The following is a 25,933-nucleotide window of genomic DNA, read 5'->3' as shown; positions in this document are numbered from 1 at the left end:
GGTGGGCAAAAGCGAGGCGTGCCCACGATTTCTTCGCCGCGTTGGGCAGGTCGTGGGCACGGCGCAAATGCGCCTTTGCCCACCCTACGATTCCGTCGATCGTGGAAAGAGACGGCTCACTCACCACATCGTCGCGGCGGCGCGCTCGGGCCAGATGCGGTCGTATTCCGCGCCGCCGACTTTGTTGTCGCTCATCTCCGCAAGAATCTGCCCCGGTGTCGGCAGCGTCTTCGGATCGACGCGCTTGTCGGGATTCCAGAGATCGGCGCGGACGATGGCGCGGGCGCACTGGAAGTAGATCTCGTCCACGTTCATCACCATGACGCTGCGCGGCGCCTTGCCTTCCACCTTGAACGAGGCCAGCAGCTCCGGATCGATCGACAGATGCGCGCGGCCGTTCGCCCGCACCGCATTGCCCGAGCCGGGAATCAGGAACATCAGCGACACGCGCGGGTCGCGCACGATATTGCGCAAGGAATCGACTCGGTTGTTGCCGCGGCGGTCGGGCAGCATCAGCGTCTTGGGGTCGTGGATGCGGACGAAGCCGGGCAGATCGCCGCGCGGCGAGCAGTCGATGCCTTCGGGCCCGATGGTGGCAAGCGCGGCGAACGGCGCCTTCTCGATGAAGATGCGGTAGAGCGGGGTGACGTGGTCGGCAACTTTGACGGTCGAGGCATCGTTCGTGACGCCGTAGATGGCCTCCAGCTGCTCGACCGTTTCAATCACCGTCATTCCGCTCTCTCCGTGTTATTGCCCGCAACTAATCTCGCCAGCCTTGATTCCTGATCACGCGCAAGAGCTGGCGGCTGTGATAGTCGGCGCTGCCGGCATTGAGGATGGTGACATCGGCGTGTGCCGAGGCGTCATCGACGCTGCGCGACAGCCGCTCGGCGATGTTGCCATCGCTTTTCCGGGCGCGCGCGGCAAGCCGCTGCGCCAATACGTCCGGCGGCGCCGTGATCGCGACCACCACGACGTTGGCATAGGCGCGGCGCAAGGCAGCGATCACGGTGCGTGAGACGTTGGCAACGATGGTGCGGCCCGCGCGGACGTCGTCGTTGATCTCGAGCGGCAGTGCATAGGAATGCCCATGCGCCTCCCAGTGCACGGCAAAGTCGCCGTGCTCGCACGCGCGGCGGAAGTCGTCGGGGCTGACCGCGATATTATCTTCATCGGCCGAGGACGCACGCGTCACGATGCGGCGCGGGAAGACGATGTCGGGATCGTCGCTGCAAGCCGCCTGGGCCAGCCGCAGCAAGGTATCCTTGCCGGCGCCGCTGGGGCCGACCACGAGCACGAGCCGGCCGGGGCCGATCGCACCCGTCTCGCCTTCGCCCATGGCCGCCATCTCGCTCATGCGACGCGGTGTCCTTCGCGCCAGACGCTGCGGACCACGGGAACGTGGCCTGCGACATGGACGCGGATCAGGTCGGCGCGCTTGCCGGCTGCGATCTCGCCGCGGTCAGTGAGGCCGACGGCATCGGCAGGCGCCTTGGTCACGGTGCGGACCGCAGCCGGAAGGCTGATCGCGGGCACATGCTCGGGCAATTGCAACGCGGCCATCAAAAGGCTCGACGGAATGTAATCCGACGACAGGATGTCGAGCAGGCCCTCGCGGGCGAGATCGACCGCGGCGATGTTGCCGGAATGCGAGCCGCCGCGCACCACGTTCGGCGCGCCCATCAGGATGTCGATGCCGGCCTGGTGCAGGCCGCGCGCGGCCTCCAGCGTGGTCGGGAATTCCGCGACGGAGACGCGGTCGCGCACGGCGTCCGCGACGTTCTCCTCGGTAGTGTCGTCGTGGCTTGCCAGCGGAATGTTGTACTCATGCGCCAGCGCTACGATCTCGCGCATGTTGGCCGCGGCGTAGAGCCTCTGATACTCGAAGCGCTTTGCGAATAATTCGTCGAGCTCGGCATCGGTCTTGCCGCCGCCCTTGCCGCGGTAATAGTCGCGCAGCTTGACCTCGTCGCGAAACTGGCGTTGGCCCGGCGTGTGGTCCATCAGCGACATCAGCTTGACGTCGGGACGGTCGATCAGCTCCTTGGCCTCCTCGACCACGCTCGGCATCGGGATCTCGCAGCGCAGATGCAGGAAGTGATCGGCGCGCAGCAGGTTGGCCTCGCGCGCGGTGGTGATCGCGGCGGCGAGCACGCCGGCGCGGCCATCGACCTCCTCGGCGCCGTCCTCGCGCCAGACCCGGAGCGAATCGAACACGGTGGTGATGCCCGAGGTCGCAAGCTGGCCGTCATAGGAGATGACGGCGGCGACAGGATTCCAGAACACCTTTGGCCGCGGCACGTAGTGCGCCTCGAGATGGTCGGTGTGGAGTTCGATCAGGCCGGGCATGATCAGATCGCCGCCGGCATCCTCGGCACCCGCGGGCGCAGTCCCCTCGCCGATCTCCGCAATGCGGCCGTCGGCAAGCGCGAGCCAGCCCTGTTCGATCACCCGGTCAGCCAGCACGATCCTGGCGTTGGCGATCACGGATTCCTTCTTCATTTCCCCATTCCTTCAGGCCGCGGCGGCAAAGCCGGTGACGTCGACGATGCGGTCGGCAATCAAATGACGGATTTCGTCGTCATGGACAATGGCAACCATGGCGACGCCCTGACGTTTCTTTTCAGCGACCAGCTCGACTACCACGGCGCGATTGACCGCATCGAGCGAGGCGGTCGGCTCGTCCAGCAGCAGGATCGGCAGCTTCGAGATGAAGCCACGGGCGATGTTGACGCGCTGCTGCTCGCCGCCGGAGAAGGTCGCGGGGGGAAGCTGCCAGAGCCGTTCGGGGATGTTGAGACGATGCAGCAGCTCGCCGGCGCGCGCCTGTGCCTCAGTCCGGCTCATGCCATTCGCGATCAGCGGCTCCGCGACGACGTCGATGGTGGCGACGCGCGGCACCGCGCGCAGGAACTGGCTGACATAGCCGATGGTGGAGCGGCGGATGTTGAGCACCTGGCGTGGCTCGGCGGTGGCAAGATCGACCACTTTGCCGCGATGGCGGATGCCGATGCAGCCGCTATCGCAGCGATAATTGCCGAAGATCATCTTCAGGATCGACGACTTGCCGGCGCCCGACGGCCCCGACAGCACGACGCACTCGCCTGGATTGACCTGGAAGGTCACGCCGCGCACGACAGGCAGCTCGATGCCGCCCTGCAGGTGCATCGTAAAGGTCTTGCCGGCGTCAGTGATGTCGATCATGGCGGTCATTGGAAAGCTCATATCGTAAAGTTCATGGCGGCAGGATCGAGGAGACGAGGAGCTGGGTATAGGGCTCGCGCGGGTCGTCGAGCACCTGGTCCGTGAGACCGGTCTCGATGACGCGGCCGCCTTTCATCACCATCACGCGGTGCGACAAGAGGCGCGCCACCGCGAGATCGTGGGTGACGATGATGACGGCGAGGTTCAGCTCGGCGACGAGGCTGCGCAAGAGATCGAGCAGGCGCGCCTGCACCGATACGTCAAGGCCGCCGGTCGGCTCGTCCATGAACACGAGCCGCGGCTCGGTAACGAGGTTGCGGGCGATCTGGAGGCGCTGGCGCATGCCGCCGGAATAGGTGCGCGGCGCATCGTCGATGCGCGCGACGTCGATCTCGACGCGCGTCAGCCAATCCGACGCGGTCTCACGGATGCGGCCGTAGTGATTCCACCCCACCGCCATCAGCCGCTCGCCGACATTGGCGCCGGCAGAGACTGCCATGCGCAGGCCCTGCGCGGGGTCTTGATGCACAAAGCCCCAATCGGTGCGGAACAGGAAGCGGCGCTCGGCCTCGCCGAGCGTCGTGAGATCGCGGGTGACGCCATCACGCATCCGATACGACACATGGCCTGCACTCGGCGCGAGCTGGCCCGACAGCATTTGCAGCAGCGTCGACTTGCCCGAGCCGGATTCGCCGACGATCGCCAGCACCTCGCCGGGATAGAGCGAGAACGACACGTCGCGGCAGGCATTGATGCGGCCGAAGGACTTGCTGAGGGATTTTGCGACCAGCAGCGGCTCGTCGTTCTCGATCAAATTTTGATCAGCCATTCGCGGCCTCCTGCGCCTTCTCCTTGTACGGCGCGGCACTGAGGCTGCCGTGATGGCCGGCGGCCTGGCGGCCCTCGCAATAATCGGTGTCCGAGCAGACGAACATGCGGCCGCCCTTGTCGTCGGTCACGATCTCGTCGAGGTAGGAATTTTCGGCGCCGCAGAGCGCGCAGGGCGCGTTGAAGCGGTAGGGCTCGAACGGGTGATCCTCGAAATCGAGCGACACCACCTGCGTGTAGGGCGGGATCGCGTAGATGCGCTTCTCGCGGCCGGCGCCGAACAATTGCAGCGCCGGGGAATTGTCCATCTTGGGATTGTCGAATTTCGGTGTCGGCGACGGGTCCATCACGTAGCGCGCGTTGACCTTCACGGGATAGGCATAGGCGGTGGCGATGTGGCCGAAGCGGGCGATGTCCTCGTAGAGCTTCACATGCATCAGGCCGTATTCGGCGAGCGCATGCATGCGCCGCGTCTCGGTCTCGCGTGGCTCGAGGAAGCGCAGGGGTTCGGGGATCGGTACCTGATAGACCAGCACCTGGTTCGCACGCAGCGCCGTCTCCGGGATGCGGTGACGGGTCTGGATCACGGTTGCCTCGTCCGTCGCCGTCGTGGTCGCAACGCCCGCGGTCTTGGCGAAGAATTTGCGGATCGAGATCGCGTTGGTGGTGTCGTCGGAGCCCTGGTCAATCACCTTCAGCACGTCCTGAGGCCCCAGGATCGCGGCGGTGACCTGCACGCCGCCGGTGCCCCAGCCATAGGGCATCGGCATTTCGCGGCTGGCGAACGGCACCTGATAGCCGGGGATGGCGATCGCCTTGAGGATCGCGCGGCGGATCATGCGCTTGGTCTGCTCGTCGAGATAGGCGAAATTGTAGGCGGGCGCGTTCATTCCGCGGCCTCCTTCATGGCATCGGGCGTGTTGGTCTCGGCAAACTCCTGACGCAGCTTGCGCAGGAGGCCGAGCTCGGACTGGAAATCGACGTAATGCGGCAGCTTCAGGTGCTCGACGAATCCGGTCGCCTGGACGTTGTCCGAATGCGACATCACGAACTCTTCGTCCTGCGCCGGGGCCAGCGCCTCCTCACCGAGCTCACGGGCGCGCAATGCGCGGTCGACCAGCGCCATCGACATGGTCTTGCGTTCGCTCTGGCCGAAGGCGAGGCCATAGCCGCGAGTGAAGCACGGCGCCTCGGTCGCGGAGCCCTTGAACTGGTTGACCATCTGGCACTCGGTGAGCTCGATCGCACCGAGCGGCACGGCGAAGCCGACGTCTTCCGCGACGAATTCGACGTCGACCTCGCCGAAGCGGATCTCGCCGACGAAGGGATGGTTGCGGCCGTAGCCGCGCTGGGTGGAATAGCCCATCGCGAGCAGAAAGCCTTCGTCGCCGCGCGCGAGGTTCTGCAGGCGCAAATCACGGTCCGCGGGGAAATTCAGCGGCTCGCGGGTGAGATCGCCGACGCTGGCGCCGTCCTCGGCTTCCGGCGATGATTCGATCAGCCCGTCGCGCCCGAGAATGTCTGTCACGCGCGGGGTCGGCGCGGTGGAGGCTTCGGCCGCAGCCGGCCTCTCCGGCACAAAACCTTGGGCGAGCGATGGATCGAGCAGGCGGTGCGTGTAGTCGAAGGTCGGCCCCAGGATCTGGCCGCCGGGAATGTCCTTGAAGGTCGCGGACACCCGCCGCTGCACCCGCATGGTGCCGGTGTCGACCGGCTCGCTGGCGCCGAAACGCGGCAGCGTGGCGCGGAAGGCGCGAACCAGGAAGATCGCCTCGATCAAATCGCCGCGCGCCTGCTTGATCGCAAGCGACGCGAGCTCGCGGTCATAGAGCGAACCTTCGCTCATGACGCGATCGACGGCGAGGCCAAGCTGCTCCGAGATCTGGTCGAGCGAGATTTCCGCAACGCTCTGGTCGCCGCGCCGCTTATGCGCGAGCAGCCGATGGGCGTTCTCGATGGCGCGTTCGCCGCCTTTGACTGCGACATACATGCTTCTAACTTCCCTTGCTCACAACGCGCGTGGTGCGGGGGATCGCGACCACGGCGTCATCGGCGACCAGCACCACATCGATGCCGCGCGGAAACAGCGCTTCGTTCATCTGCAGGCGCTCGAACAGGTCGAAAGGCTTGATCGACGCCTGCAGCGTGGCGACCCCGTCGATGCCGGGGCCGCGCAGCTCGAAGCTGCGCCCGGCGGCGAGGCCGTCGATCTGGACGATCACCGTGGTCGAGCGGTCCGGATACTCGCTGGTGCCGAACGCGAAGGATTCGAACGAGGGCAAGGCGCCGCCGTCACTGATGAGCGCGAAGGAAGCGATCGACGAATCCTGCACGACCGGCGCGCCGGTGTGGAACTTGAGCCACTTCGTCACGTCCGAGCTTTCCGCCATCCGCGCATCGAGCCACAGCGGCGTGTCGTGATCGAACAGCGTCAGCGCGATCGCTGCGGTGCCGCGCATCATCGTATCAGGCGCGCCCGCCATCGGCACGATGCGCTGGACCGAGCCCGGCCGTGCCATGGCGTCCATGACCGAGCGAAAGGTCGATTGCGCCGACAGCACCTTGTCGGCGAAACCCGGCGGCAGCTCCGCAATCGTGGTCATGATCTCACCCCTCACCGCGCACCATGGTGTAGAAATCAACCTTCGTTGCGGCGGCCGCTGCCGCCGCCTGCTTGCGCCTGACCATAAGCTGCTCGCGCAATGGCGCGATAACGTCGCGCTCCACCGCGCCGCCGAAATCGCGGGACTGCACCAGCGCGTCGCACAGCGCGATCAGCCGCGCCTTCTCACCGTCGCGCCCGAGCGTGTAGCCGAACCCGACCTCGCCGCTCGCAAGCCGCACCGCGGCGCGCGACACCGTGGCTTCGCCGAGATTGAACGGCGCGCCGTCGCCGCCGACCCGGCCGCGCAGCATGACGAGGCCGTTCTCCGGCGTGCGCAGATCGTGGTGATCCGGGAGAGACAAGTTGCGGAGGCGAGCGGCGATCTCGCCCGCCTCCGCGTGCGCCAGCACCGCCATTGCGGCCTTGCGCTGGGCTTGCTGGTCGTTGTGCTGGGTCACCTGGTCCACCGAACCTTCTACAGAACTTGCCGCACCGAAGTTGTCTATGATAGTAGACAACTTCATACGGACGCGCCATGACTGTTTCGTGACAATGCTGTGATTTCTGGAGTAGGTTTCCCGCGACATGAGCATGCAGGACACAGCCTCCTCGGGCGTCGCGCTATGGCGCCTCGTGGCCGATGGCATCGAGCGCGGCATCGCCGACGGTCGCTTTGCGGCCGGCGACAAATTGCCGGGCGAGATGGAGATCGCCGAAACCTATCGCGTCAACCGCCACACCGTGCGGCGCGCGTTGGCAGCCCTCGCCGAGCGCGGCCTGGTGCGCGCCGAGCGCGGCAGTGGAACCTATGTCGAGGCGCAAAAGCTCGCGTATCCCTTGCGCTCGCGCACGCGCTTCTCCGAGATCGTCGGCGCCGATGGCCGCGAACCGCATGGCCGGCTGATCGAGACGACCGATGACGTTGCGACGCGCGAGCTCGCACGAGAGCTGGGATTGAAGACCGGCGCGCCGCTGGTGCGGATCGAGGCGATTCGCCTCGCCGACCGCACCCCGATCTGTGTTTCCACCACCTGGCTCTCGGCTGACCTGTTCCCGGATGCGGGCGCCGTGTTCGCGGCAACGCGCTCCATGACCAAGCTGCTGGAGCATTTCGGCGTCCGCGACTATCGCCGCGGCGCGACCCGAATCACCGCCGGCATCGTCGACGCGAGCGACGCCGCACGGCTCGACCTGGCGCTGGGGCGGCCGATCCTGGTGGTCGACGCCACCGACCACGATCTCACGGGCAAGCCGCTGATGACGAAGCACTCGCGCTTTGCGGCAGAGCGGGTGGAGTTTTTGGTAGAGAACGGGTGAGGTTTATCCTCCCCTTCTGGAGAGATTCGTAGGGTGGGCAAAGGCGCACTTGCGCCGTGCCCACCATCTATTCTGAGTCGCGGCAGAAGTGGTGGGCACGCTTCGCTTTGCCCACCCTATGAGACCTGCGATCAGGCCACCGCCCGCCGCCCAATGATCGCAAAGCGTAGCTTGCCCGAGATGAAATCGATCGCAGCGACCGCGACCAGGATCATCAGGATCAGGAACGACACTTTCTGCCACTCCAGCACGCGGATCTGCTCGGCGAGCTGAAGGCCGATGCCGCCGGCGCCGACGATGCCGATGATGGTGGCCGAGCGTGTGTTGGACTCGATGAAATAGAGCACCTGGCCGGCAATCACCGGCAGCACCTGCGGCATCAGGCCGAAGCGAATCTCGTGCAGGGCGCTGCCGCCGGAGGCGCGGATGCCTTCGACCTGTTTCTGATCGGCGCCCTCGATCGCTTCCGAGAACAGCTTGCCGAAGGCGCCGAAATCCGCCACCGCGATGGCGAGCACGCCGGCGAACGGGCCGAGCCCGACCACGTTGATCCATACCAGCGCCCAGATCAGTGTGTCGACGCCACGGATCGAATCCAGGAAGCGGCGGACGGGAAAGCGCAGGATGCTCGAGGGCACGATGTTGCGCGCAGCGAGCAAGCTCACCGGCAGCGCGAACACCGCCGCCAGCGTGGTGCCAAGCAGCGCGATCGAGAGCGTTTCGCCGAGCGCCTGCAGATAGATCGGCAGCGAGGCGCCGGGATCCGGTGGGATCATCATCAATGCGATCCAACCGAGTTGGCTGAGACCGGCAAAGAAGCGCGACGGCGAGAAGTCGAGATCAACGAGGCCGTAAATCAGGATCGCGAATGCCGCGGCGATCATCGCGGGCGTCGCCAGCCGGGCCGAGGCCGGCCGGTCGAACACATCGGGATAGCGCGCGCGAATCTGCGCGGTGTCCACCTCCTGCGGCTTCGTCACGTCCGCGCCTCCCTGCCGAACAGGTGTCCTCGCAGCCAGCCCGTGGCGATGTCGATGATGAAGACGGTGACGATGATCGTGAGCATGATGGCGCTGACGTCCGAATAGTAGAACTTGCGGATGGCGACGACGAGCTCCTGGCCGATGCCGCCGGCGCCGACGAAGCCCATTACGGAGGCCTCGCGGACGTTGATCTCGAAACGCAGCAGCGCGTAGCTGGCATAGCCGGCGGTGACCTGCGGCACGATGGCGAAGCGCATGCAGGCGAGCCAGCTCGCCCCGGTCGAGCGGATGCCCTCGACCGGCTTCATGTCGGCATTCTCGACGATCTCCGAGAATAATTTGCCGAGCGCGCCGGTGGAGTGGATCGCAATGGCCAGCACGCCCGCCACCGGCCCGAGCCCGAAGGCAATGACGAAGACCAGCGCGAACACGATCCCCGGAACGGTGCGGGCGAATTCGAGCAGACGCCGCACGACGAAGCGCAGCCAGGGCGCGGGCGAGGTGTTCTCGGCCGCGAGGAAATTGAGGGCGAAAGCGAAGGTCGCGCCGATCAGCGTGCCGACATAGGAGATCAGCAGCGTCTCAGCCAACATGTTCAGCCATTTGCGCCAGCCCCAGAACCACTCGCCGACATCGGTCCAGACCCGCTGGCCGCTCTCGAGCGTGAGGATGCGGTCGAAATAGCTGACGAAATTACCGAAATAGGTGAAAAGCGTGCGCAGATTCACCTCCGCGCCGATCGCGGCGAGCAACAGCGCCGCGGCAAAGATTGCGGTTCCCCACAGCAGGCGGAGCCGTCGCCGCGAAACCGCCTGGCGATAGGCAGCATTCAGCGCGGCGAGCTGCTGCTCGGGGAGGATCGAAACCGCTGTCGTCATGGGTGGAACAGGTCCCGTCAAAGAAAGAGCCGGGTCCTCGGGACCCGGCTCAGATGCATCGTCCCGAAGACTCAGGACGCCTTCTTCTTACGCAGTGCGTCGACGAACTTGATCAGCTCGATCGTGCCGTCCCAGTCCTTGGTGGTGGCGGGTTGAAAACCCTTCTTCTGGCCATCGGAGAGACGGTCGAACGCAGCCTTGTCCTTGGCCGGCGCGTCGAAGAACGCCTTGGCAATGGCGGCCTTGGCGTCTTCCGGCAGGTCGGAATTGTAGGCATAGGGGCCGTTGATGATCGGCGCCGACTTGTGGACGATGCGGAAATCGTCCTTCTTCATCGCCGAGCCGTCGGCATTCTTCAGCATGCCCTTGGTCAGCATCTGCGCCAGCGTCGAATCATTGTCGCTGGTCCACTGGTTGGCGGCAACTTCGACCGTGCCTTGCGCCAGCGCCAGCATGGCGTTCTCGTGGCTGCCGGTGAAGACGACCTTGCCGAAATAGGTGTCGGCATCGTGGATGCCCAGTTTGTCCAGCTCGAAGCGCGGCACGTTGTTGCCCGAGGTCGAGTTCGGATCCACGAGGCCGAGGTTCTTGCCCTTGAGGTCATCGATCTTCTTGTAGGGGCTGTTCGCCTTGACGAAGAACACGGAATAGTAGCCGGTCGAGCCGTCGGCGTTGATGTCGTTGGCGAAGGCCTCGGACTTGACGCCGGTCAGGCGGGCACGCGCGAACGCGGCCGAGCCGTAGCTCGCGATGTGGATATTGCCGGCGCGCTGGCCTTCGATCACCGCCGCATAGTCGTTGGCGATGCGCAGCGTAACCTTCACACCGAGTTCCTTCGACAGATAAGTCATGAACGGCGCCCAGCGCTCGGTGACGCCGGACGCGTTCTCGGCCGGGACCACCGCAAAGGTCAGCTCCGGATATTTGGCCTTCCAGTCGTTCGCCGAAGCAGAGGCCGTGAACGCGAGCACGGCGGCGCCGGCAAGGATTAATCTGCGAGTGATCATGATACCCTCTTCATCGTTTGGGGTCGGTTGACGCAAAAAAACTGGCAATTGAACAGGTGCGACGCGGCTCAGGCAGCCGCGGCGGTTCCGAGCGCCGGCACGCCCTCGGGCGCCGGGACGGGCAGGCCACCCACGACGTCGGCGGCTTCGAGATCGTAGAGCTCGCGTGCGACGTGATCGGTCAGCGCGGACGGGGCGCCGTCGAACACCACACGTCCGGCCGCCATGCCGATCAGGCGGTCGCAGTAGCTGCGGGCGAGATCGAGCGAATGCAGGTTGCAGAGCACGGTGATGCCGAAATGCTTGTTGATGCGCAAAAGCGCATCCATCACGATCTTGGTGTTGCGCGGATCGAGCGAGGCGATCGGCTCGTCGGCCAGAATAATATCGGGCTGCTGCACCAATGCGCGGGCGATCGCGACGCGCTGCTGCTGGCCGCCGGAGAGCTGGTCGGCGCGCTGGGCGGCGAGCGAGGCGATGTCGAACTGCTCCAGCGCCGACATCGCCAGCGCCTTGTCCTGCTCGGGCCAGGCCTGCGACAGCGAGCGCCAGGCGGGCATCGTCGCAAGACGCCCCATCAGGACGTTGGTGAGCACGTCGAGCCGGCCGACCAGGTTGAACTGCTGGAAGATCATCGCCGAGCGGGCGCGCCACTGCCGCAGCTCCCTGCCGCGCAGCGAGGTGACGTCGATGCCGTCGAACAGGATGCGCCCTTCGCTCGGCGTCACCAGCCGGTTGATGGACCGCAGCAATGTCGACTTGCCCGCGCCGGATCGCCCGATCACCCCGACGAAGCCGCCGGGGGAAACCTCAAACGAAGCATCGTCCACTGCGGCTTTCGCGCCGAAGCGACAGGTCAGGCCTTCAACCACCAGCATACAGGAGCTCCAGAGTAGCTGGAGCCAACCGCTAACGCTCGTGCTTAACACTTGTGTGACAGCGCTGCTGCAGTGAGGCGATCCTACGCACATCATCCCCTGTCATCTGTTTGTCATGACATCGTCATCCGGCCGCTCGAAGAGAGACGCCCGCCCTCGCACTTCGGATGCAACATGGCCGCCAAAGCTCTTTCGGTTCAGCCGACCGTCGATCCCTCGGCCAAGCTGCATGAGACCAGGCTCGGCGCCTACACCGAAGTCGGCGCGCGCACGATCCTGCAAGAAGTGGCGATGGGCGATTATTCCTATGTCGTGAACGATGCGCAGATCACCTACGCCACCATCGGAAAGTTCTGCTCGATCGCAGCGATGACCCGCATCAATCCCGGCAACCATCCGATGCATCGCGCCACTCAGGCGCATTTCACTTACCGATCCAGCGCCTATTTCGAGGGTGAGAGCGACGATCTCGAGTTCTTCGACTGGCGCCGCCAGCATCACGTTCATATCGGCCACGACGTCTGGATCGGCCATGGCGCGATCGTGCTGCCGGGCCGCAACATCGGCACCGGCGCGGTGATCGCCGCCGGCGCGATCGTCACCAAGGACGTGCCGGCCTACAGCATCGTCGCCGGCAATCCGGCCCGCATCGTGCGGCGGCGATTCTCGGAGGAGATCGCCGGACGGCTCGCAAGGCTTGCCTGGTGGGACTGGGGTCACGACAAGTTGCGCGAGGCCCTGCCCAATTTCCGCAAGCTCGGGATTGAAGATTTCCTCTCGGCATACGAAGCAAAAGCGAGCTCATTCGCCAATTCTCCTGCCAGCAAACGAAGCGCGGTCGCGTGACAGACATATTCATCGAAGGCGGCCGGGCCCTGATCGGCGCCGAGCTCGTCGAAACCTCCCTTCTCGTCTCCGGAACCGACATTGCAGAAGTCGATGCCTCTCGCGGCCGGGCGCGGCTGGCGCTGGATGCCCGTGACCTCTTGGTGCTGCCCGGCATCGTCGATCTGCATGGCGATGCCTTCGAGCGCCAGATGATGCCGCGCGCCGGCGTCGACTTTCCGATCGACGTCGCGCTCGCCGACAGCGACCGCCAGGCGATCAGCAACGGCATCACTACCGTGTTTCACGCCACGACCTGCTCGTGGGAGCCGGGCCTGCGCAGCGTCGGCAATGCGCGCGGCCTGATGGAGGCGATCGAGCGGCAGCGTCCGCAATTCGCTGCCGACACCCGCTTCCACCTGCGGCACGAGACCTACAATCTCGATGCCGAAGCGGAGATCGCACAGTGGCTCAGCGAGGGCCGCGTCGACCTGTTCGCCTTCAACGATCATATGGACGGCGTCGTTGCCGACATCTCCAACCCACGCAAGCGCAACCGCATGGTGGAGCGCACCGGTCTGTCGAGTGAAGAATTCGACCGGCTGGTCGAGCGCGTGGTCTCGCGCGCCGACGACGTGCCCGCCTCGGTGTCACGCCTGGCCGCCGCGGCCCGCGGGGCCGAGGTGCGGATGCTCTCGCACGACGATTCGAGCCCGGCGATGCGCCGGGACTTTCGCGAGCTCGGCGCCTTGATCGCGGAATTTCCGATCAACGAGGAGACGGCGCAGGCTGCGGCCAGCCACGGCGATGCCATCGTCTACGGCGCGCCGAACGTCGTGCGCGGCGGCAGCCACACCGGCTGGACCAGGGCCTCCGACATGATCGCAAAGGGGCTCTGCTCGGTGCTGGCATCTGACTATTACTATCCCGCGCAGCTGCTCGCCGCGTTCCGCCTGGCCGCCGATGGCGTGGTGCCGCTAGCTCAGGCGTGGGATCTGGTCTCCGCCGGCCCGGCGCGCGCAACCGGCCTCACCGATCGCGGCCTGCTCGCGGAGGGACGCCGCGCCGACATTCTCCTCGTCGACGACAGCGTGGAGCTGCGGCCGCGACTGATCGCGGTGATCTCAGGCGGCAGGCTCGTGCATCTCACCGACGCGACGCGGCTGCTCACCGCAATGGCGGCGCCGCGCGAGACTGTCGTCGCGGCGTAAATTGGTTATGCTGAGGCAAATGACAGGTTTCCCCCGCTACGCGATCTATTATGCCGCAGGCCGCGACAGCGCCCTCTCCCGCTTCGGCGCCGAGCTGCTCGGCTATGACGCCTACAGCGGCGGCGAGATCTCGTTTCCAGAGCAGGCGCTGCACGCCGCGCCGGACTGGCGCGAGGTCAGCGCCGATCCCCGCAAATACGGCTTTCACGCTACCCTGAAGGCGCCGATGGCGCTGGCGCATGGCAAGACCGAAGCCGAGCTGCTGGCCGCCTGCGAGGCGTTCGCGGGCAGGACACGGCCGATCCCGGCGATCCGACCGGTGGTCGATGCCATCAGCGGCTTCATTGCCGTCATTCCGGCCGAGCCGGTCGAGACTCTCCAACAGCTTGCCGCCGATTGCGTTCGCGAGTTCGACCCGTTTCGCGCCGCGCTGACGGCGGAAGATCGCGCCCGTCGCAAGCCGGAGAAGCTCAGCGAGCGGCAGCGCGACTATCTCGACCGCTGGGGCTACCCTTACGTGATGGAGGAATTCCGTTTCCACATGACCTTGACGGGTCGGCTGGATGCGGAACGGCGCGGGCCGATCCTTCAGATGCTGCGGGCAAGGTTTGCGGCGCTGGGCATCGAGACGCTCGCGGTCGATCGCATCGCGCTGTTCAAGCAGGAGGATGCCAAGGCGCGGTTTCGCATCATCGGCGAATGGGCTTTGGTGCGGTAGACCTCAGCGCGAGGCCGCAAGATTGAAAGCGAGCGCCACCGCGCCAACCAGAACGAGGCTGATCGCCCAGACTGCATCCAGGTTGAACCAGCTTCGCGAGACGAACCTCAATCCCAGATGGCGGTAGACCAGCCACGCCAGACATCCGCCGGCGCCGACCATGGCGGCAACGTGCACCAGCGACACCAATACCGCCATCCCGAGATTTGCCGTCATCAGCGCGCCCGCCGCCTGATGGCCGGCGTCGAGCTCGAAGGCCTGGCAGAGCCCGAGATAGATCGGCACGAGCATCAGGGCAGCGCCGTGAGCGATGGCGACGGCAAATGACCAGAGCACCAATTGCGTCGGCGGAATTCGTGCCAGCGCGCGCGGATGACGCCGGTCGATCAGCCGGTAGACGCCAAAGCCGATGACGAGAAGACTCGCACCGATCTGGATCGGACGCTGCCATTCGGCCAGTACGAGCAGGAAGGCGAACGGCAGCAGCACGAGAAGTGTTGCCAGGAGGTGCCCGGCCGCCAGAGCCCACAATGCGCGGAAGAGCGCGAGGGGGCTCTTGTCCATGAGCCCGGCCGAAACGGCGAGCGGCCATCCCATTCCCGGATTGACGCCGTGGTAGAGACCGCTCGCAACAAGTGCGAGCCACAGCCAGCCAAGGGCCGGGCTCGCCTGCGTCCCATCTAGACCGACGGGTAGCAAAATGAGTCCGTCGAACAATCGCCGCCCTCGAGTCTGATCTGGTGCGCACGATATCCGTCGGGGAAGCTCACGAAATAGTCCTTGTCGAGCTCGAGACCGCCGTTGCGGCCGACATTGGCCATGACTTCCACGCCCGGAACCCCGTCGGGATAGAACTGGTCGTCCCAGGTGGAATAGAGCGAATTGGTCCAGTACACGCGCCGGCCGTCGCGGCTGATCTCGACCATCTGCGGGCCCGCCGCAAAGGCCTTTCCGTTCGGATGGGGCGTGCGCCGCGCGATGCCGCCGATGTGGACTGAGCCCGCAAGCTTCGGCTTTCTGGGATCGCTGACGTCGTACTGGCGCATCTCACCCGTCCCCCAGCACGAGACATAGAGAAACCGATCGTCCATCGACAGGTCGATGTCCGTCACCAGCGGCGGCACGGCGCCAAATCCCTGCAGCAGCGGCGGCAGCTTCTCCTTGGGCGCGGGTTCGGGAGGAATCGTCGCCGTCTTCTCGGCATGGAATTTTCCATCCTCGCGCCACCAGGTCCAGATCGACGCTTCGAGGTTGGTGGTGTCGACCACGACACCGACGAAACCATACTCGCGAACCGGATCGTGCGCCGGCCGCACCTCCAGCGCCATCTGATGATTGGCGCCGAGGTCGATGGTCTGGACGTTGCGACGGGCGCGAAGGTCCCAGAAGTGGAGACGATGGCCATATTTATTCGCAAGCAGATCTTCCGGGACGATCCCGTTCTCGAACTGCGGCGGTAACGCCCATTCGCTCGTCACCATGTAATCGCGCGGCAGATTCCACCAGAAATCATAATGCAGCGTCTGCGGGCCACGGTCGATCTCCCATCGTCCAAGAACTTCGAACGTCTCGCAATCCATGATGAAGACGCCCGGAGGTCCGTTGGTGCCGTCCTTGCCGCCGCCGCCCAGCGTGCTGACGTAAATGCCGTCCGGCCCGCAATGGATCGTGTGCGGCCGCGAGTAGCCGGTCTTCTTGAAGACCTCCTCTGGCTCGATGATCTTGTGGATCTTGGCTTTCGTCGGATCGGGCTTGGTGTCGATGATGTAGATCCGCGACGAGCGGAGCCCGGGGATGATGAGATAGCGCCGCTCGATGAAGGCGTGTCCGGCGAGCGGCGACAGGGCGGAGGAGCAAGCATTCCAGCCGAAATGATGAAACTCATCACCCTTGTTGGGCATCGTTACCGTGTGGACGATCTGGCTATAGGTCGGCGAACCCGGCTTGACGTCGATGACCGCAAGAGCATCCGGCTTTGAGAAATCCGGACTGAGCAGCAAGGTGTAAGCAAAGTTCTCCGCAGGCGCTTCCATCGCAAGCTTGGGCGATGCGTGAAAGGTGGGATCCGGCCTCATCGTCATGGCACTGCCTCCCTATTCTGTCGGTTTGCACCAACCTGGCTCGGGATAGTGGCAAAAGAAGAGCTGTTGCGAGATGTCTTGGGATTCTCCGCAAGGCGCCGGTTGGCACGCGTACAATATGCCATCGCCGGGCTGCGCGAAACTGGCGGAATCGCGTTGATTCGTCGCCGTCTGCCGGCGAAGTGAGGTTAGAGGGCGGCCTCTCTTTCGATGTCGTCCCCGCCTAGTGCGCAATTGCGCACGGGGCGGGGACCCATAACCCCAGGGAGTGGTTGTGAAGCGAGCTGCCAACTCCGAGTCTTCGTCAAACTTCTCCCTGTGGTTATGGGTCCCGGATCTGCGCGCGCTTGGGGCGCGCTTGTCCGGGACGACACTGAATGTTTGGCTCCGCTACTTCCCCCACCGGAGCGCCAGTGCGTCGCGCTCCTTGGCGAGCTCCAGCAGCCCCGCGCGCGTCGCCGGATGCAGCGGCTGCAGCGGATGGCGCACCGCCTCCGACTTGATCACGCCGCCGGCCTGCATCATGACCTTGCAGGCGATCAGGCCGCATTGGCGGTTCTCGTAGTTGATCAGCGGCAGCCAGCGCTCGTAGGCGACCTTCGCCTTTTCGCGATCGCCCGCGAAATAGGGATCGATGATCTGGCGGATGCCGTCGGGATAGCCGCCGCCGGTCATGGCGCCGGTGGCGCCGGCGTCGAGATCGGCGAGCAGCGTGATCGCCTCCTCCCCGTCCCAGGGGCCCTCGATGTCCTTGCCGCCCGCCTCGATCAGGCTGCGGAGCTTCGAGGCCGCGCCCGGCACCTCGATCTTGAAATAGCGGATGTTGGAAAACTCGCGCGACAGCCGCGCGAGCAACTCGACCGACAGCGGCGTGCCGGCAACCGGCGCGTCCTGGATCATGATCGGGATGTTGATCGCGCCGGAGAGCACCTTGAAGAATTCGACGATGCCTTTCTCGGGGACGCGGAAGGTCGCGCCGTGATAGGGCGGCATCACCATCACCATGGCGGCGCCGGCCGCCTCCGCCTGCTTGCTGCGCGCGGCGCATACGGCCGAGCTGAAATGGGTGGTGGTGACGATCACGGGAACCCGGCCGGCCACATGGTCCAGCACCGCATGCATCACCGTGTCGCGCTCGGCATCGGTGAGCACGAACTGCTCGGAGAAATTGGCGAGGATGCAAATGCCGTGCGAGCCGGCATCGATCATGAAATCGATGCAGCGGCGCTGACCCTCGAGGTCGAGCTCGCCGCGCTCGTCGAAGATGGTGGGCGCGACCGGGAACACGCCGCGATAGGGGCGTTGGGCCTTGTGTGGGGTGACCGGCATCGAACTCTCCATCCCTGATGTGTCTTGCGTCTGCCGCCGCGCCCGTGGGAGCGAGGCGGCACAGATGTACCCGCAGTGCCGAGCTGCGGCAATGCCCGCGCGACGTCCGATGGAAAGAGTACGAAAATCAGGCGCTCTTCACGGCGCCCAGGAAACCCTCGACCGCGACGCGAAGACGATCGGCATCCGCCGACATCTTCTTGACGGACTCCGACAGCACCGTGCCGGCATTGCCGGTCTCCTGGTTGAGCCTGGCGACGCTGCCGATGGTATCGGTGACCTCGCGGGTGCCCTGGGCCGCCTGCTGGAAGTTGCGCGAGATCTCCGTCGTGGCCGCGCGCTGCTGTTCGACCGCGGCGGCAATCGCCGTCATCTTCTCGTCGATGCCGCCGATGGCGCCGCCGATCAACCGGATCGCGGCGACCGCCTGGCCGGTCGCGCCTTGGATCTCCTCGACCTGGCGCGAGATCTCTTCCGTCGCCGTCGCGGTCTGCGCCGCAAGGCTCTTGACCTCGCCTGCAACCACCGCGAAGCCGCGGCCGGCCTCGCCGGCGCGCGCGGCTTCGATGGTGGCGTTCAATGCCAGCAGATTGGTCTGGGCCGCGATCGCGTTGATCATCTTCACGACCTCGCCGATGCGGCTCGCCGTCTGATCGAGGATCTCGACCGTCGCATTGGTCTGCTCGGCCTGGGCCACGGCCTCGCGGGCCTCCCGCGCGCTCGACTGCACCTGCGCGGAGATCTCGCCCACGGATGCGGAGAGCTCCTCCGTCGCGGCGGCGATGGTTTCGAGATTGTTGGTGGCCTGCTCGGCTGCCGAGGAGACTGCCGCGGTCTGGCTGCTCGATTCCGAGACCAGCGAGCGCACGCCGCTTGCGGTGGCGTCGAGCTCCCGCGTCGAGGCCGCGACGCTCTGGATCACCGCCTCCACCGTATCGTCGAAGCTGCGGCAGGCGGCGTCGACGGTGCCGGAGCGGGCGAGCTGCAGCGCCTGCTGCGATTCGCGTTCCTTACCCAGCCGCTCCGCGGTCGCCGCGCTCTCGCGCAGGCTTTCGAGCGCAGCCGCCATGGTGCCGAACTCGTCGGGATGCCGCGATTGCGGCACCGGCGTCGCATAGTCGCGGACGCTGATGCGGGCGATGGCGTCGAGGATGGCGCGCACCGGGCGCATCAGCCGGTTGCGCACCACAAACACGCCCGCGACAGTCACGGCCAGTGCGAGCAGGAAGCCGAAGGATTGCACGATGAGATTGGTGAGGGCTTTCGCCTGAACCGCCTCCGCGTGCGCGATCGACAGGTCGAGCGCCTTGCTCGCGACCGCGACGATCGACGCGAACGGAGCCTGGCACAACGTGTTCCATTCCGCGGCGGGCATCGCGGGCCGGCCGCTGCCGTCGAAGCCCTTGGTGATCTCGCCGATCTGCTTGAGGGCGCCGTCAGTCTTGGCCCTCGCCTCCTTGGCCGTGTTGACGAGGTCGGCCGGCACGTCAGGCGCAGCCAGCAGCTCCTCCATGCCGGTCCAGCCGGCGGCGACGACGCCGTTCCATCCGGCCACGGTCTGCTTCTGGGCATCGTCGAGCGGCTTGCTGGCGTTGACGTTCGGCCGCAGGGTCGAGCACTGGATGCCGTAGCGGTCGCGCACCTGCCAGGCGAGGCGACGGGCCTGGATCATGCGGGCGATGTAAGGATCGTTCATCCAGGCGCGGTTCGACACCGCGGTGGACGCGAGATTGGCGGTCTCGATCACCTTGGTGACCGCATCGTACCAGGGCGCGGTCCGCTCCAGCTTGCGCTCGGCGCGCGGCAGCTTGGCCTCGTCGTAGAACAACTGGAATTTTGGCGCGGCCTCGCTCCAGCGCTGCTTCAGCGTGCTGGCGAGCTCGTCGCGGCGGGCGAATTCGACGGTGGAGAGCGCCGCGCTGATGGCGTCGAAGCCGGCCTGTTCCGCCTTCTCGGCAATGCCGAGCTTGGCGCGCGGGTCGTCCTCGACGAGCAGGGCGCTCTGGGCATCGCCACGATTGCTGCGCAGGGCAACCACGCCATGGAAGATCGACTTGTCGGCATTCGCGAGCCGCTCGGTCTCCAGACTGTCGCTATAGCGGCCGAAAGCCCCGACCATCTGGATGGCCGTGCTGGTCAGCGCGCCGGCCGCCAGCAGCGTCATCAGGACCAGGAGAAGCGTGCTTACCGATTTCTTAAAAATGGACATGGGTCAAGGGGCCTAACTCTCCGGAGAGGCCACCTTGCACCGCCACGTGCCAATGTTTCGTTAAGGTTTGAGTTGAATCGAAACGATCCAACCTGCACGCATTCGGAATACTATCCTATTCTGGTGAAATCCGGCGGGCGGCGCTCCGCAAACGCCGTAAACGCCTCGCGCGCTTCGGCGGTGCGCAGGCGCTGCGCGAACTGCTCGCCTTCGGCCTGCATCTGCGCGACCAGCGCCTCGCCGTTGCGCATCAGCCGCTTGGTCGCGATGAGAGCCCCGGCCGGCTGGCGGGCGAGACGCTGCGCCAGCGCAAGCGCTTCCGCATCCAGCTTGTCGAGCGGCACCACACGGTTGGCGAGGCCCCATTCCAGCGCCGACCTGGCCGGCACGGTTTCGCCGAGCGCGAACATCTCGTAGGCGCGGGCGTAGCCGATGCGCGCCGGCATCAACAGGCTGGAGGCGGCTTCAGGCACCAACGCGAGGCTGACGAACGGCGTCGATAATTGCGCGTTGTCGGCGAGCACGACGAGATCGCAATGCAGCAGCATCGTGGTGCCGACGCCGACGGCACGGCCCTGCACGGCCGCGACCAGCGGCCGGGTGCAGCGCGCCAGCGACTGGATGAAGCGCACCACGTTGCGGCTGCCTTCGGACTTGCCGGCCGCGACGGCCGCGAACTCGCCGACGTCGTTGCCGGCGGTGAACATGTCGCCCTCGCCGCGGATCAGGATCACGCGGGCGGATGGGTCGAACTCGGCGGATTCGATCGCGTCGGCAAGCTGGCCGTACATCGCATCCGTCAGCGCGTTCTTCTTGTCGGGGCGTGCCAACGTGAGGGTGAGAATTCCGCCGCTGTTCTCGATCCGGACCTGCTCGGTCATTGGTCTGCTCCGTTTTGTTCGTCTGAACGTCTTGGAAACTTGTCCTGAATGCTCGTCAGCCAGCGTGCGACGATGTCGATTTCCGCGGCCGTGAAACCTTCCGTCAGCGCCGCATTGACCTCCGCCGCGCTGGTCTTGGCCTGCGCCAGCGCGGTGCGCCCCTTCGGCGTCAGCCAGATGCGAAAGGCGCGGCCGTCCTCGCGATCGGCCCGCCGCTCGACCAGCTTCGCAGCCACCGTCCGGTCGACGAGACCGGAAATGCCGGCCGGTCCCATGTCGAGCGCCGCCCCAGCCTCGCCCATCAGCGCGCCATCCTGCTTGCCGAGAATGAACAGCAACCCCGCCTGCGCCGGCGTCACCGCGCTCTCGGGCCGCGCCGCCATCCAGCGCTGCAGCCGGCGCTGGGCGACACTCAGCAGGTAGATCAGCCGATGGTGCCGCGCGTCGTCCGTTTTATTTCGCATGCGAAATAGATAATCGAGCGCAAGCGCGTTGTCAAACGGCCCTCCTCGTTATGGCGCGCAGGTAAAGCTCGCCGCTTCCGTCACCGGGCCGCTCTTGTAGTGCGGCCAGGCCGGCCAGCGGCACAGCGGCAGCGCGCGCGTCGCTGCAAACGAGGGCGCCTCGACCTTCTGCTCCCTGACCTCTAAGTCGCCGGGCGCTTTGCCGTGCTCGACCCAGTCGACCAGCACGCTCAGCATGTCGACATTGGCGGGCGCGCCGGAGCCGACATGGTCGACGCCGGGCGCGGTGTAGAGGCGCGCGAACTCCGCGGTCTCGGCCTTGCCCATCTTGCGCTCGACGCTCTCGAAATAACGGATGCCGGCATAGGGGCTCTGGGCGTAGTCGGCCATGTGCTCGAGCACGATCAGGCGGCCGCCCCGCGCCCGGAACCGGCTGAGATCGGGATCGGTGGAATCCATCAGGTTGGACACTTCGAGCAGCCTCGCCTTGTGGTCCTCCACCTTGTAGGTGGTGACGTCGAGCTTCGGATCGCGCGCGAAGACATATTGGATGCCGCCGGCGCCGTAGATCCAGGCGATGCCGTTGTTCGGCGCGGGCGGCTGCGCCGGCGGCGCGGTGCCGAGCCACCAGGAGACCCAGCCGCCGGTCGGCCCGACCGCGGGGATGTCCTCGCCGGAGACGCCCCAGCCCGGATAATCGTCGAGACCATTGGCGAGCGCGAAGGGGAATTTGTAGGTGGCGTGCAGCGTGTTCACCGCCTTGATCTGTGCATCGGTGAGACACTGGTCGCCGCTCTGCCCGGCCGCGCAGCGCAGCGTCTCGACCTTGAACGCCGCCTTGCAGCCGACGGGATCCTGCACCAGCGCATCGTCGGAGCCGTCGGCCTTGTCGCAAGCCGCGCGCACGGCCTCGCCCACGAGCTTGACCTGCGCCGGGTTGATCCAGCCCTCGCTCATGGTGACGAGACCCGAACGCGTGCCGGCATGCTGCAGCCCGACCCAGTTGATCACGGGCACGCGGGCGAAGATGCCGTCGAAATCGTCGGGATAGCGCTGCGCCATGGTGAGGCCTTCGCGGCCACCCTCTGACGAGCCCATGAAGTACAGCTTCTCCGGCTTCCTGCCGTAGGCACGCTGCATCAGCCCGACCGCGGCGTCGCGCACCTTCTTGTAGGCGCGATGGGCGAAATTCTCGAACGCCTCGTCATTCAGCGCAAACACCTGCGGCGGCTCGCCCTGCTTGGTCTCGTGGCCGGAGTCGGTGCCGTAGGTGACGAAGCCGCGCGCCAGCGGCGAGGGCCTGTCGAAGGGATAGGCCGGCGGCAGGGCAAGGCCCGTGATCAGCACACCGTTGAAGCCGCCGCCGCCATATTGCAGCGAGCGCCCGTTCCATTCGACGGGAAGGTTGACCTGGAATTTGATCGGTGGCGCCTTGGGATCGGTGGGATCGATATGGCCGTGCACCTTGCAGAAGCGCGGATTGGCCGGCGTGATGCGTGCTGACGGCGTCGGCCCGCGCTCGGCCACGGCCAATTGCGACGGCGCCTGCAGGGTCGCGGAATCGATCTTCACGGCGTCAGCGCCGCCGAGGAGTCCCTTGCAGACGGTCTCCGCGTCTTCCGTCAATGTCGCGGCGCACGCGGCGTTCGCGCTCAACGCAGCTGCGGTCCCCACGAGCCATGCGCATAGCCTCGCCCTCGTCAGCGTCATCGTTTCCACCCAGCTTTTGTTAGTTCGATCTGTCCGGAGATCGCATTGAATGCGACCTCCCGATCGCCGTCAACAACGCAGGTTTGTCGTCTTGACGCGTTTTCTAGATGCGAACCGGTATCCCCTTCGCTCGAGAACGCTTCAGTGCTCGAACACCAGCCGCGCGCCGACCGTTCCCTCGAGGCCGCGGATCTGCTGCAGCAGCTCGCCGGAATCCTGACCACCGAGATCGGCGTCGAGCACGACGTAGCCGAGGTCGCCGGCGGTCTCCAGATATTGGGCGGCGATGTTGATGTCGCGCTGGAGGAAGACCTCGTTCAGCCGCCGCAACATGCCCGGCACGTTGCGATGGACATGGCTGAATCGTGCGCCGGAGGGACGAAGATGCAGCTGCACCTCCGGGAAGTTGACCGCGCCCATGGTCGAGCCGGTAATGAAATAGTCGACCAGTTTTCGCGCGACTTCCCCACCGATGCGCTCCTGCGCCTCCTCAGTCGAGCCGCCGATATGGGGGGTGAGGATGACGTTCTCGATGCCCTGAATGGGACTATTGAAACGATCGGCATTCGACGAAGGCTCGACGGGAAAGACGTCGACGGCCGCACCGGCGAGATGACCGTCGCGCAAGGCGCGCGCCAGCGCATCGAGATCGACCACGGTGCCGCGGCTGTTGTTGATCAGAAACGAGCCCGGCTTCATCGCCCGCAGCTCCCTCTCGCCGATCATGCCCGCAGTCTCCGGCGTCTCCGGCACGTGCAGGCTGACGACGTCGCTCTGCGCCAGCAGATCTTCCAGCTTCTCGACCGGCTCGGTGTTGCCGTGGCGAAGCTTGTCGGTGCGGTCGAAATAGATCACGCGCATGCCCATGGCTTCGGCCAAGGTGGAAAGCTGCGAGCCGATATTGCCGTAGCCGACGATGCCAAGCGTGCGGCCGCGCACCTCGCGGCTGCCGGTCGCCGACTTGTCCCAGCCCCCGCCATGGGCCGACACCGAGCGCGGAAAGATCCGGCGCAGCAGCATCACGATCTCGCCGATCACGAGCTCGGCGACGCTGCGCGTGTTGGAGAACGGAGCGTTGAAGACGGGAATACCGCGCTTGCGCGCCGCCGAAAGATCGACTTGGTTGGTGCCGACGCTGAAGCAGCCGACCGCGAGAAGCTGGCCGGCCGCCGCCAGAACCTCATCCGTGATCTGCGTGCGCGAACGGATGCCGAGCAGCGACACGCCCTCGAGCGCGTGCCGCAGATCCGCGCCGTCCAGCGCCTTGGTCAGCCGTTCGACATTGGTGAAGCCGGCGCTCGCGAACAGGTCGACAGCGCTATCATTCACGCCTTCGAGCAGCAGCGCCTTTGCGCTTCGCTCAGGGCTTTGGCCTGGGGCGGACATGGCATCTCCTAAAAATGGCGGCTTTGCCGCAGCTCATAGACCGCGGGCGACACGCAGCACAATAGGGAACGGATACGGGGAGAAGACGGCCGGAGCCGAGGATGCGCTTGGCATCCCAGAGCTCGGTCAAATCACATAGAACCCGTGCGTGCCGTCACGGCGGAGCTGCTCGACGAGGCCGTATTCCCAATCGAGATAGGCCTGCATCGCAGCTTCGGCCACATCGGTGCCTTCATAGGGCCGCCGGTAGCGGTGTGCCGGATCCGGCTTCGGCAAGACGTGCGGCGGGCCGACATCGAGCGCGCCGTCATAGCCGCCCTCGAGCACATAGACTTCCCAGCCCATCTGCGCCAGCCAGGATGCCGTCATGTCGGCGCGCACGCTTTTGTCGTCGGTCAGGACGATGCGCGCGCCGCGCACGGGCGCGGCCATGTCCGTTTCCTGCACGAGCTGGCCGCCAGGATAATGGCGGAAGCCGGGGAGATGCCCTGCTGCATAGTCCTCGGCATCGCGCACGTCGAAGCGATACAGCGTGCGATCGGTCTCTGCGACCAGCGCAGCCATCTCGTTCGGTCCGATATGGCGGACACCGGCGCGATAGGCGACATCGCGGGCATTGGCCAGACCGCCCTCGAACGGGCCGATCCCGCCGCGCCTGTCGGCGCCGTGATCGAGCCCGTGGCGCGCCAGCGTCCAGCCGATGGTGCCGTTGCGCAGCGCCCGCACCTTGTTGGGCACGCCGGCATTGATCAGCGATTGCGTGCCGATGATGGAGCGGGTGCGGCCGGCGCAATTGACGATGATCGTCGTTTCAGGATCGGGCGCGGCCCGGCCTGCCCGCAGCACCAGCTCCGCGCCGGGCACGCTGACCGAGCCCGGGATGTTCATGGTCGCGTATTCGTCGAAGCGGCGGACGTCGAGGATGGCGATGTTGGCCTTGTCGGCGATCAGCTTCGCCACCTCATCGGCACTCAGCGAGGGCGTGTGGCGACGCGACTCGACCAGCTCGCCGAAAGCCTTGGAATAGGAATTGACGTCCTCGAAAACCTCGAAGCCCGCATCGCGCCACGCCTTCAGCCCGCCCTCGAGTGCGCTGACATTGCTGTAGCCGAGTGCAGCCAGACGCTCGGCGCCGGTCGCAACCAGCCCCTCGCCGTCATCATAAAGCACAATCGCCACGTCCTTACGCGGCAGCCGCACCTCGGCCTCCACTGCGATCCGGTCCGCGGCCATGTTGGCCGCGAACAGCGGATGGCCGATGGCAAAGGCAGCCTCGTATCGGAGATCGAGCAGCGCGATTTCTTCGCGCAGGAGCAGCGCGCGGCGGATATCGGCGGGGGTGACGATCGGAAGCTTCATGGCGAAAACCTGACAAGGACGTGCCACGGGCTTTTGAACGATTGTCGAGGTGTTGGCTAG

Annotated in this window: 26 protein-coding genes; 4 read left to right on the top strand and 22 right to left on the bottom strand. The window is 65.9% G+C overall.

The window, feature by feature from the left end; genetic code table 11:
* Positions 1–120: 120 nt before the first annotated feature.
* From I6F17_RS21430 to phnG, 9 genes are read right to left on the bottom strand one after another with little or no spacing between them, the layout of a single operon-like run.
* Positions 121–732: a pyridoxamine 5'-phosphate oxidase family protein gene (locus I6F17_RS21430; protein WP_036026947.1), complete on the bottom strand. Its 612-nt coding sequence runs from the start codon at positions 730–732 to the stop codon at positions 121–123.
* A 28-nt stretch (positions 733–760) separates the two neighbouring features.
* On the bottom strand, positions 761–1,357 hold the full coding sequence (phnN, locus tag I6F17_RS21425; protein WP_225124377.1) for a phosphonate metabolism protein/1,5-bisphosphokinase (PRPP-forming) PhnN: 597 nt from the start codon (positions 1,355–1,357) through the stop codon (positions 761–763).
* Positions 1,354–2,502, bottom strand: coding sequence for an alpha-D-ribose 1-methylphosphonate 5-triphosphate diphosphatase (locus I6F17_RS21420; RefSeq protein ID WP_225124376.1), 1,149 nt, complete (start codon positions 2,500–2,502; stop codon positions 1,354–1,356). The genes phnN and I6F17_RS21420 overlap by 4 nt, the downstream gene beginning before the upstream one ends.
* A gap of 12 nt (positions 2,503–2,514) precedes the next feature.
* A complete protein-coding gene (phnL, locus tag I6F17_RS21415; protein ID WP_225124375.1) occupies positions 2,515–3,213 on the bottom strand; it encodes a phosphonate C-P lyase system protein PhnL in 699 nt (232 codons plus the stop codon).
* A gap of 22 nt (positions 3,214–3,235) precedes the next feature.
* The gene (gene phnK / locus I6F17_RS21410; protein WP_225124374.1) at positions 3,236–4,033 is read right to left on the bottom strand and encodes a phosphonate C-P lyase system protein PhnK; all 798 of its coding nucleotides are present in this window, start codon (positions 4,031–4,033) and stop codon (positions 3,236–3,238) included.
* On the bottom strand, positions 4,026–4,922 hold the full coding sequence (locus I6F17_RS21405; protein WP_225124373.1) for an alpha-D-ribose 1-methylphosphonate 5-phosphate C-P-lyase PhnJ: 897 nt from the start codon (positions 4,920–4,922) through the stop codon (positions 4,026–4,028). The genes phnK and I6F17_RS21405 overlap by 8 nt, the downstream gene beginning before the upstream one ends.
* Entirely contained in the window at positions 4,919–6,022 is a 1,104-nt protein-coding gene (locus I6F17_RS21400) for a carbon-phosphorus lyase complex subunit PhnI (protein ID WP_225124372.1), read from the bottom strand. The genes I6F17_RS21405 and I6F17_RS21400 overlap by 4 nt, the downstream gene beginning before the upstream one ends.
* 4 nt (positions 6,023–6,026) lie before the next feature.
* Positions 6,027–6,635, bottom strand: coding sequence for a phosphonate C-P lyase system protein PhnH (gene phnH, locus I6F17_RS21395; RefSeq protein ID WP_225124371.1), 609 nt, complete (start codon positions 6,633–6,635; stop codon positions 6,027–6,029).
* 4 nt (positions 6,636–6,639) lie between these two features.
* Complete coding sequence (gene phnG, locus I6F17_RS21390) at positions 6,640–7,104, bottom strand: phosphonate C-P lyase system protein PhnG (protein WP_109145401.1); 465 nt, start codon at positions 7,102–7,104, stop codon at positions 6,640–6,642.
* Positions 7,105–7,222: 118 nt separating this feature from the next.
* Between phnG and phnF the strand changes: the two genes are divergently transcribed.
* Positions 7,223–7,954 (top strand): phosphonate metabolism transcriptional regulator PhnF, encoded by a 732-nt coding sequence (gene phnF, locus I6F17_RS21385; RefSeq protein WP_225124370.1) that lies wholly within the window; start codon positions 7,223–7,225, stop codon positions 7,952–7,954.
* A gap of 131 nt (positions 7,955–8,085) precedes the next feature.
* Here phnF and phnE (I6F17_RS21380) read toward each other — a convergent pair whose 3' ends face one another.
* The 4 genes from phnE (I6F17_RS21380) to phnC form a co-directional block, all read right to left on the bottom strand.
* Positions 8,086–8,934 (bottom strand): phosphonate ABC transporter, permease protein PhnE, encoded by an 849-nt coding sequence (gene phnE, locus I6F17_RS21380; RefSeq protein ID WP_036041660.1) that lies wholly within the window; start codon positions 8,932–8,934, stop codon positions 8,086–8,088.
* A complete protein-coding gene (gene phnE / locus I6F17_RS21375) occupies positions 8,931–9,815 on the bottom strand; it encodes a phosphonate ABC transporter, permease protein PhnE (RefSeq protein ID WP_225124369.1) in 885 nt (294 codons plus the stop codon). Before phnE (I6F17_RS21375) ends, phnE (I6F17_RS21380) begins: the two co-directional genes overlap by 4 nt.
* A 71-nt stretch (positions 9,816–9,886) precedes the next feature.
* Positions 9,887–10,822, bottom strand: coding sequence for a phosphonate ABC transporter substrate-binding protein (gene phnD / locus I6F17_RS21370; protein WP_036041662.1), 936 nt, complete (start codon positions 10,820–10,822; stop codon positions 9,887–9,889).
* 68 nt (positions 10,823–10,890) lie between these two features.
* Positions 10,891–11,700 carry a phosphonate ABC transporter ATP-binding protein gene (gene phnC / locus I6F17_RS21365; protein ID WP_036041663.1) on the bottom strand — a complete coding sequence of 270 codons (810 nt, stop codon included), beginning with the start codon at positions 11,698–11,700 and terminating at the stop codon, positions 10,891–10,893.
* A gap of 174 nt (positions 11,701–11,874) precedes the next feature.
* Between phnC and I6F17_RS21360 the strand changes: the two genes are divergently transcribed.
* From I6F17_RS21360 to I6F17_RS21350, 3 genes are read left to right on the top strand one after another with little or no spacing between them, the layout of a single operon-like run.
* Positions 11,875–12,546 carry a chloramphenicol acetyltransferase gene (locus tag I6F17_RS21360; protein ID WP_036041664.1) on the top strand — a complete coding sequence of 224 codons (672 nt, stop codon included), beginning with the start codon at positions 11,875–11,877 and terminating at the stop codon, positions 12,544–12,546.
* A complete protein-coding gene (locus tag I6F17_RS21355; protein ID WP_036041665.1) occupies positions 12,543–13,736 on the top strand; it encodes an alpha-D-ribose 1-methylphosphonate 5-triphosphate diphosphatase in 1,194 nt (397 codons plus the stop codon). The genes I6F17_RS21360 and I6F17_RS21355 overlap by 4 nt, the downstream gene beginning before the upstream one ends.
* A gap of 19 nt (positions 13,737–13,755) precedes the next feature.
* A complete protein-coding gene (locus I6F17_RS21350; protein ID WP_225124368.1) occupies positions 13,756–14,454 on the top strand; it encodes a DUF1045 domain-containing protein in 699 nt (232 codons plus the stop codon).
* A gap of 3 nt (positions 14,455–14,457) precedes the next feature.
* Here the strand turns inward: I6F17_RS21350 and I6F17_RS21345 are convergent, their stop codons facing one another.
* The 9 genes from I6F17_RS21345 to I6F17_RS21305 all read right to left on the bottom strand — a co-directional run bounded on the left by I6F17_RS21345 (position 14,458) and on the right by I6F17_RS21305 (position 25,873).
* Entirely contained in the window at positions 14,458–15,051 is a 594-nt protein-coding gene (locus I6F17_RS21345) for a hypothetical protein (protein ID WP_225124445.1), read from the bottom strand.
* Positions 15,052–15,134: 83 nt separating this feature from the next.
* Positions 15,135–16,535 carry a selenium-binding family protein gene (locus I6F17_RS21340; RefSeq protein WP_225124367.1) on the bottom strand — a complete coding sequence of 467 codons (1,401 nt, stop codon included), beginning with the start codon at positions 16,533–16,535 and terminating at the stop codon, positions 15,135–15,137.
* A 390-nt stretch (positions 16,536–16,925) separates the two neighbouring features.
* Positions 16,926–17,864 carry a dihydrodipicolinate synthase family protein gene (locus I6F17_RS21335; protein WP_225124366.1) on the bottom strand — a complete coding sequence of 313 codons (939 nt, stop codon included), beginning with the start codon at positions 17,862–17,864 and terminating at the stop codon, positions 16,926–16,928.
* A 127-nt stretch (positions 17,865–17,991) separates the two neighbouring features.
* Positions 17,992–20,073, bottom strand: a complete 2,082-nt coding sequence (locus I6F17_RS21330; protein ID WP_225124365.1) for a methyl-accepting chemotaxis protein — start codon at positions 20,071–20,073, stop codon at positions 17,992–17,994.
* A 110-nt stretch (positions 20,074–20,183) separates the two neighbouring features.
* Positions 20,184–20,954: an enoyl-CoA hydratase gene (locus I6F17_RS21325; RefSeq protein ID WP_036041669.1), complete on the bottom strand. Its 771-nt coding sequence runs from the start codon at positions 20,952–20,954 to the stop codon at positions 20,184–20,186.
* Positions 20,951–21,418, bottom strand: coding sequence for a MarR family winged helix-turn-helix transcriptional regulator (locus I6F17_RS21320; RefSeq protein WP_036041670.1), 468 nt, complete (start codon positions 21,416–21,418; stop codon positions 20,951–20,953). The genes I6F17_RS21325 and I6F17_RS21320 overlap by 4 nt, the downstream gene beginning before the upstream one ends.
* Positions 21,419–21,466: 48 nt before the next feature.
* Positions 21,467–23,128: a tannase/feruloyl esterase family alpha/beta hydrolase gene (locus tag I6F17_RS21315; protein ID WP_036041714.1), complete on the bottom strand. Its 1,662-nt coding sequence runs from the start codon at positions 23,126–23,128 to the stop codon at positions 21,467–21,469.
* Positions 23,129–23,269: 141 nt separating this feature from the next.
* Complete coding sequence (serA, locus tag I6F17_RS21310; RefSeq protein WP_036041671.1) at positions 23,270–24,514, bottom strand: phosphoglycerate dehydrogenase; 1,245 nt, start codon at positions 24,512–24,514, stop codon at positions 23,270–23,272.
* A gap of 126 nt (positions 24,515–24,640) precedes the next feature.
* Positions 24,641–25,873: a rhodanese-like domain-containing protein gene (locus I6F17_RS21305; protein WP_225124364.1), complete on the bottom strand. Its 1,233-nt coding sequence runs from the start codon at positions 25,871–25,873 to the stop codon at positions 24,641–24,643.
* Positions 25,874–25,933: the final 60 nt, after the last annotated feature.

The organism is Bradyrhizobium sp. NBAIM18, assembly GCF_020193825.1.
GTDB classification, from domain to species: domain Bacteria; phylum Pseudomonadota; class Alphaproteobacteria; order Rhizobiales; family Xanthobacteraceae; genus Bradyrhizobium; species Bradyrhizobium yuanmingense.
The sequence above is the reverse complement of the archived record's forward strand: the minus strand, read 5'-3'. Positions and strand labels throughout refer to the sequence as shown.

Bases quoted from the DNA above. Each gene is read 5' to 3' on its own strand.
- I6F17_RS21335 (WP_225124366.1), bottom strand. From the start codon at position 17,864: ATGCCGGTCACCCCACACAAGGCCCAACGCCCCTATCGCGGCGTGTTC.
- phnC (WP_036041663.1), bottom strand. From the start codon at position 11,700: ATGCTGGTGGTTGAAGGCCTGACCTGTCGCTTCGGCGCGAAAGCCGCA.
- I6F17_RS21345 (WP_225124445.1), bottom strand. From the start codon at position 15,051: ATGGGATGGCCGCTCGCCGTTTCGGCCGGGCTCATGGACAAGAGCCCC.
- phnD (WP_036041662.1), bottom strand. From the start codon at position 10,822: ATGATCACTCGCAGATTAATCCTTGCCGGCGCCGCCGTGCTCGCGTTC.
- I6F17_RS21360 (WP_036041664.1), top strand. From the start codon at position 11,875: ATGGCCGCCAAAGCTCTTTCGGTTCAGCCGACCGTCGATCCCTCGGCC.
- I6F17_RS21400 (WP_225124372.1), bottom strand. From the start codon at position 6,022: ATGTATGTCGCAGTCAAAGGCGGCGAACGCGCCATCGAGAACGCCCAT.
- phnF (WP_225124370.1), top strand. From the start codon at position 7,223: ATGAGCATGCAGGACACAGCCTCCTCGGGCGTCGCGCTATGGCGCCTC.
- phnN (WP_225124377.1), bottom strand. From the start codon at position 1,357: ATGAGCGAGATGGCGGCCATGGGCGAAGGCGAGACGGGTGCGATCGGC.
- I6F17_RS21305 (WP_225124364.1), bottom strand. From the start codon at position 25,873: ATGAAGCTTCCGATCGTCACCCCCGCCGATATCCGCCGCGCGCTGCTC.
- phnK (WP_225124374.1), bottom strand. From the start codon at position 4,033: ATGGCTGATCAAAATTTGATCGAGAACGACGAGCCGCTGCTGGTCGCA.
- serA (WP_036041671.1), bottom strand. From the start codon at position 24,514: ATGTCCGCCCCAGGCCAAAGCCCTGAGCGAAGCGCAAAGGCGCTGCTG.
- I6F17_RS21330 (WP_225124365.1), bottom strand. From the start codon at position 20,073: ATGTCCATTTTTAAGAAATCGGTAAGCACGCTTCTCCTGGTCCTGATG.
- I6F17_RS21350 (WP_225124368.1), top strand. From the start codon at position 13,756: ATGACAGGTTTCCCCCGCTACGCGATCTATTATGCCGCAGGCCGCGAC.
- phnH (WP_225124371.1), bottom strand. From the start codon at position 6,635: ATGACCACGATTGCGGAGCTGCCGCCGGGTTTCGCCGACAAGGTGCTG.
- phnL (WP_225124375.1), bottom strand. From the start codon at position 3,213: ATGACCGCCATGATCGACATCACTGACGCCGGCAAGACCTTTACGATG.
- I6F17_RS21315 (WP_036041714.1), bottom strand. From the start codon at position 23,128: ATGACGCTGACGAGGGCGAGGCTATGCGCATGGCTCGTGGGGACCGCA.
- I6F17_RS21420 (WP_225124376.1), bottom strand. From the start codon at position 2,502: ATGAAGAAGGAATCCGTGATCGCCAACGCCAGGATCGTGCTGGCTGAC.
- I6F17_RS21430 (WP_036026947.1), bottom strand. From the start codon at position 732: ATGACGGTGATTGAAACGGTCGAGCAGCTGGAGGCCATCTACGGCGTC.
- I6F17_RS21340 (WP_225124367.1), bottom strand. From the start codon at position 16,535: ATGACGATGAGGCCGGATCCCACCTTTCACGCATCGCCCAAGCTTGCG.
- phnE (WP_225124369.1), bottom strand. From the start codon at position 9,815: ATGACGACAGCGGTTTCGATCCTCCCCGAGCAGCAGCTCGCCGCGCTG.
- I6F17_RS21320 (WP_036041670.1), bottom strand. From the start codon at position 21,418: ATGCGAAATAAAACGGACGACGCGCGGCACCATCGGCTGATCTACCTG.
- I6F17_RS21325 (WP_036041669.1), bottom strand. From the start codon at position 20,954: ATGACCGAGCAGGTCCGGATCGAGAACAGCGGCGGAATTCTCACCCTC.
- I6F17_RS21405 (WP_225124373.1), bottom strand. From the start codon at position 4,922: ATGAACGCGCCCGCCTACAATTTCGCCTATCTCGACGAGCAGACCAAG.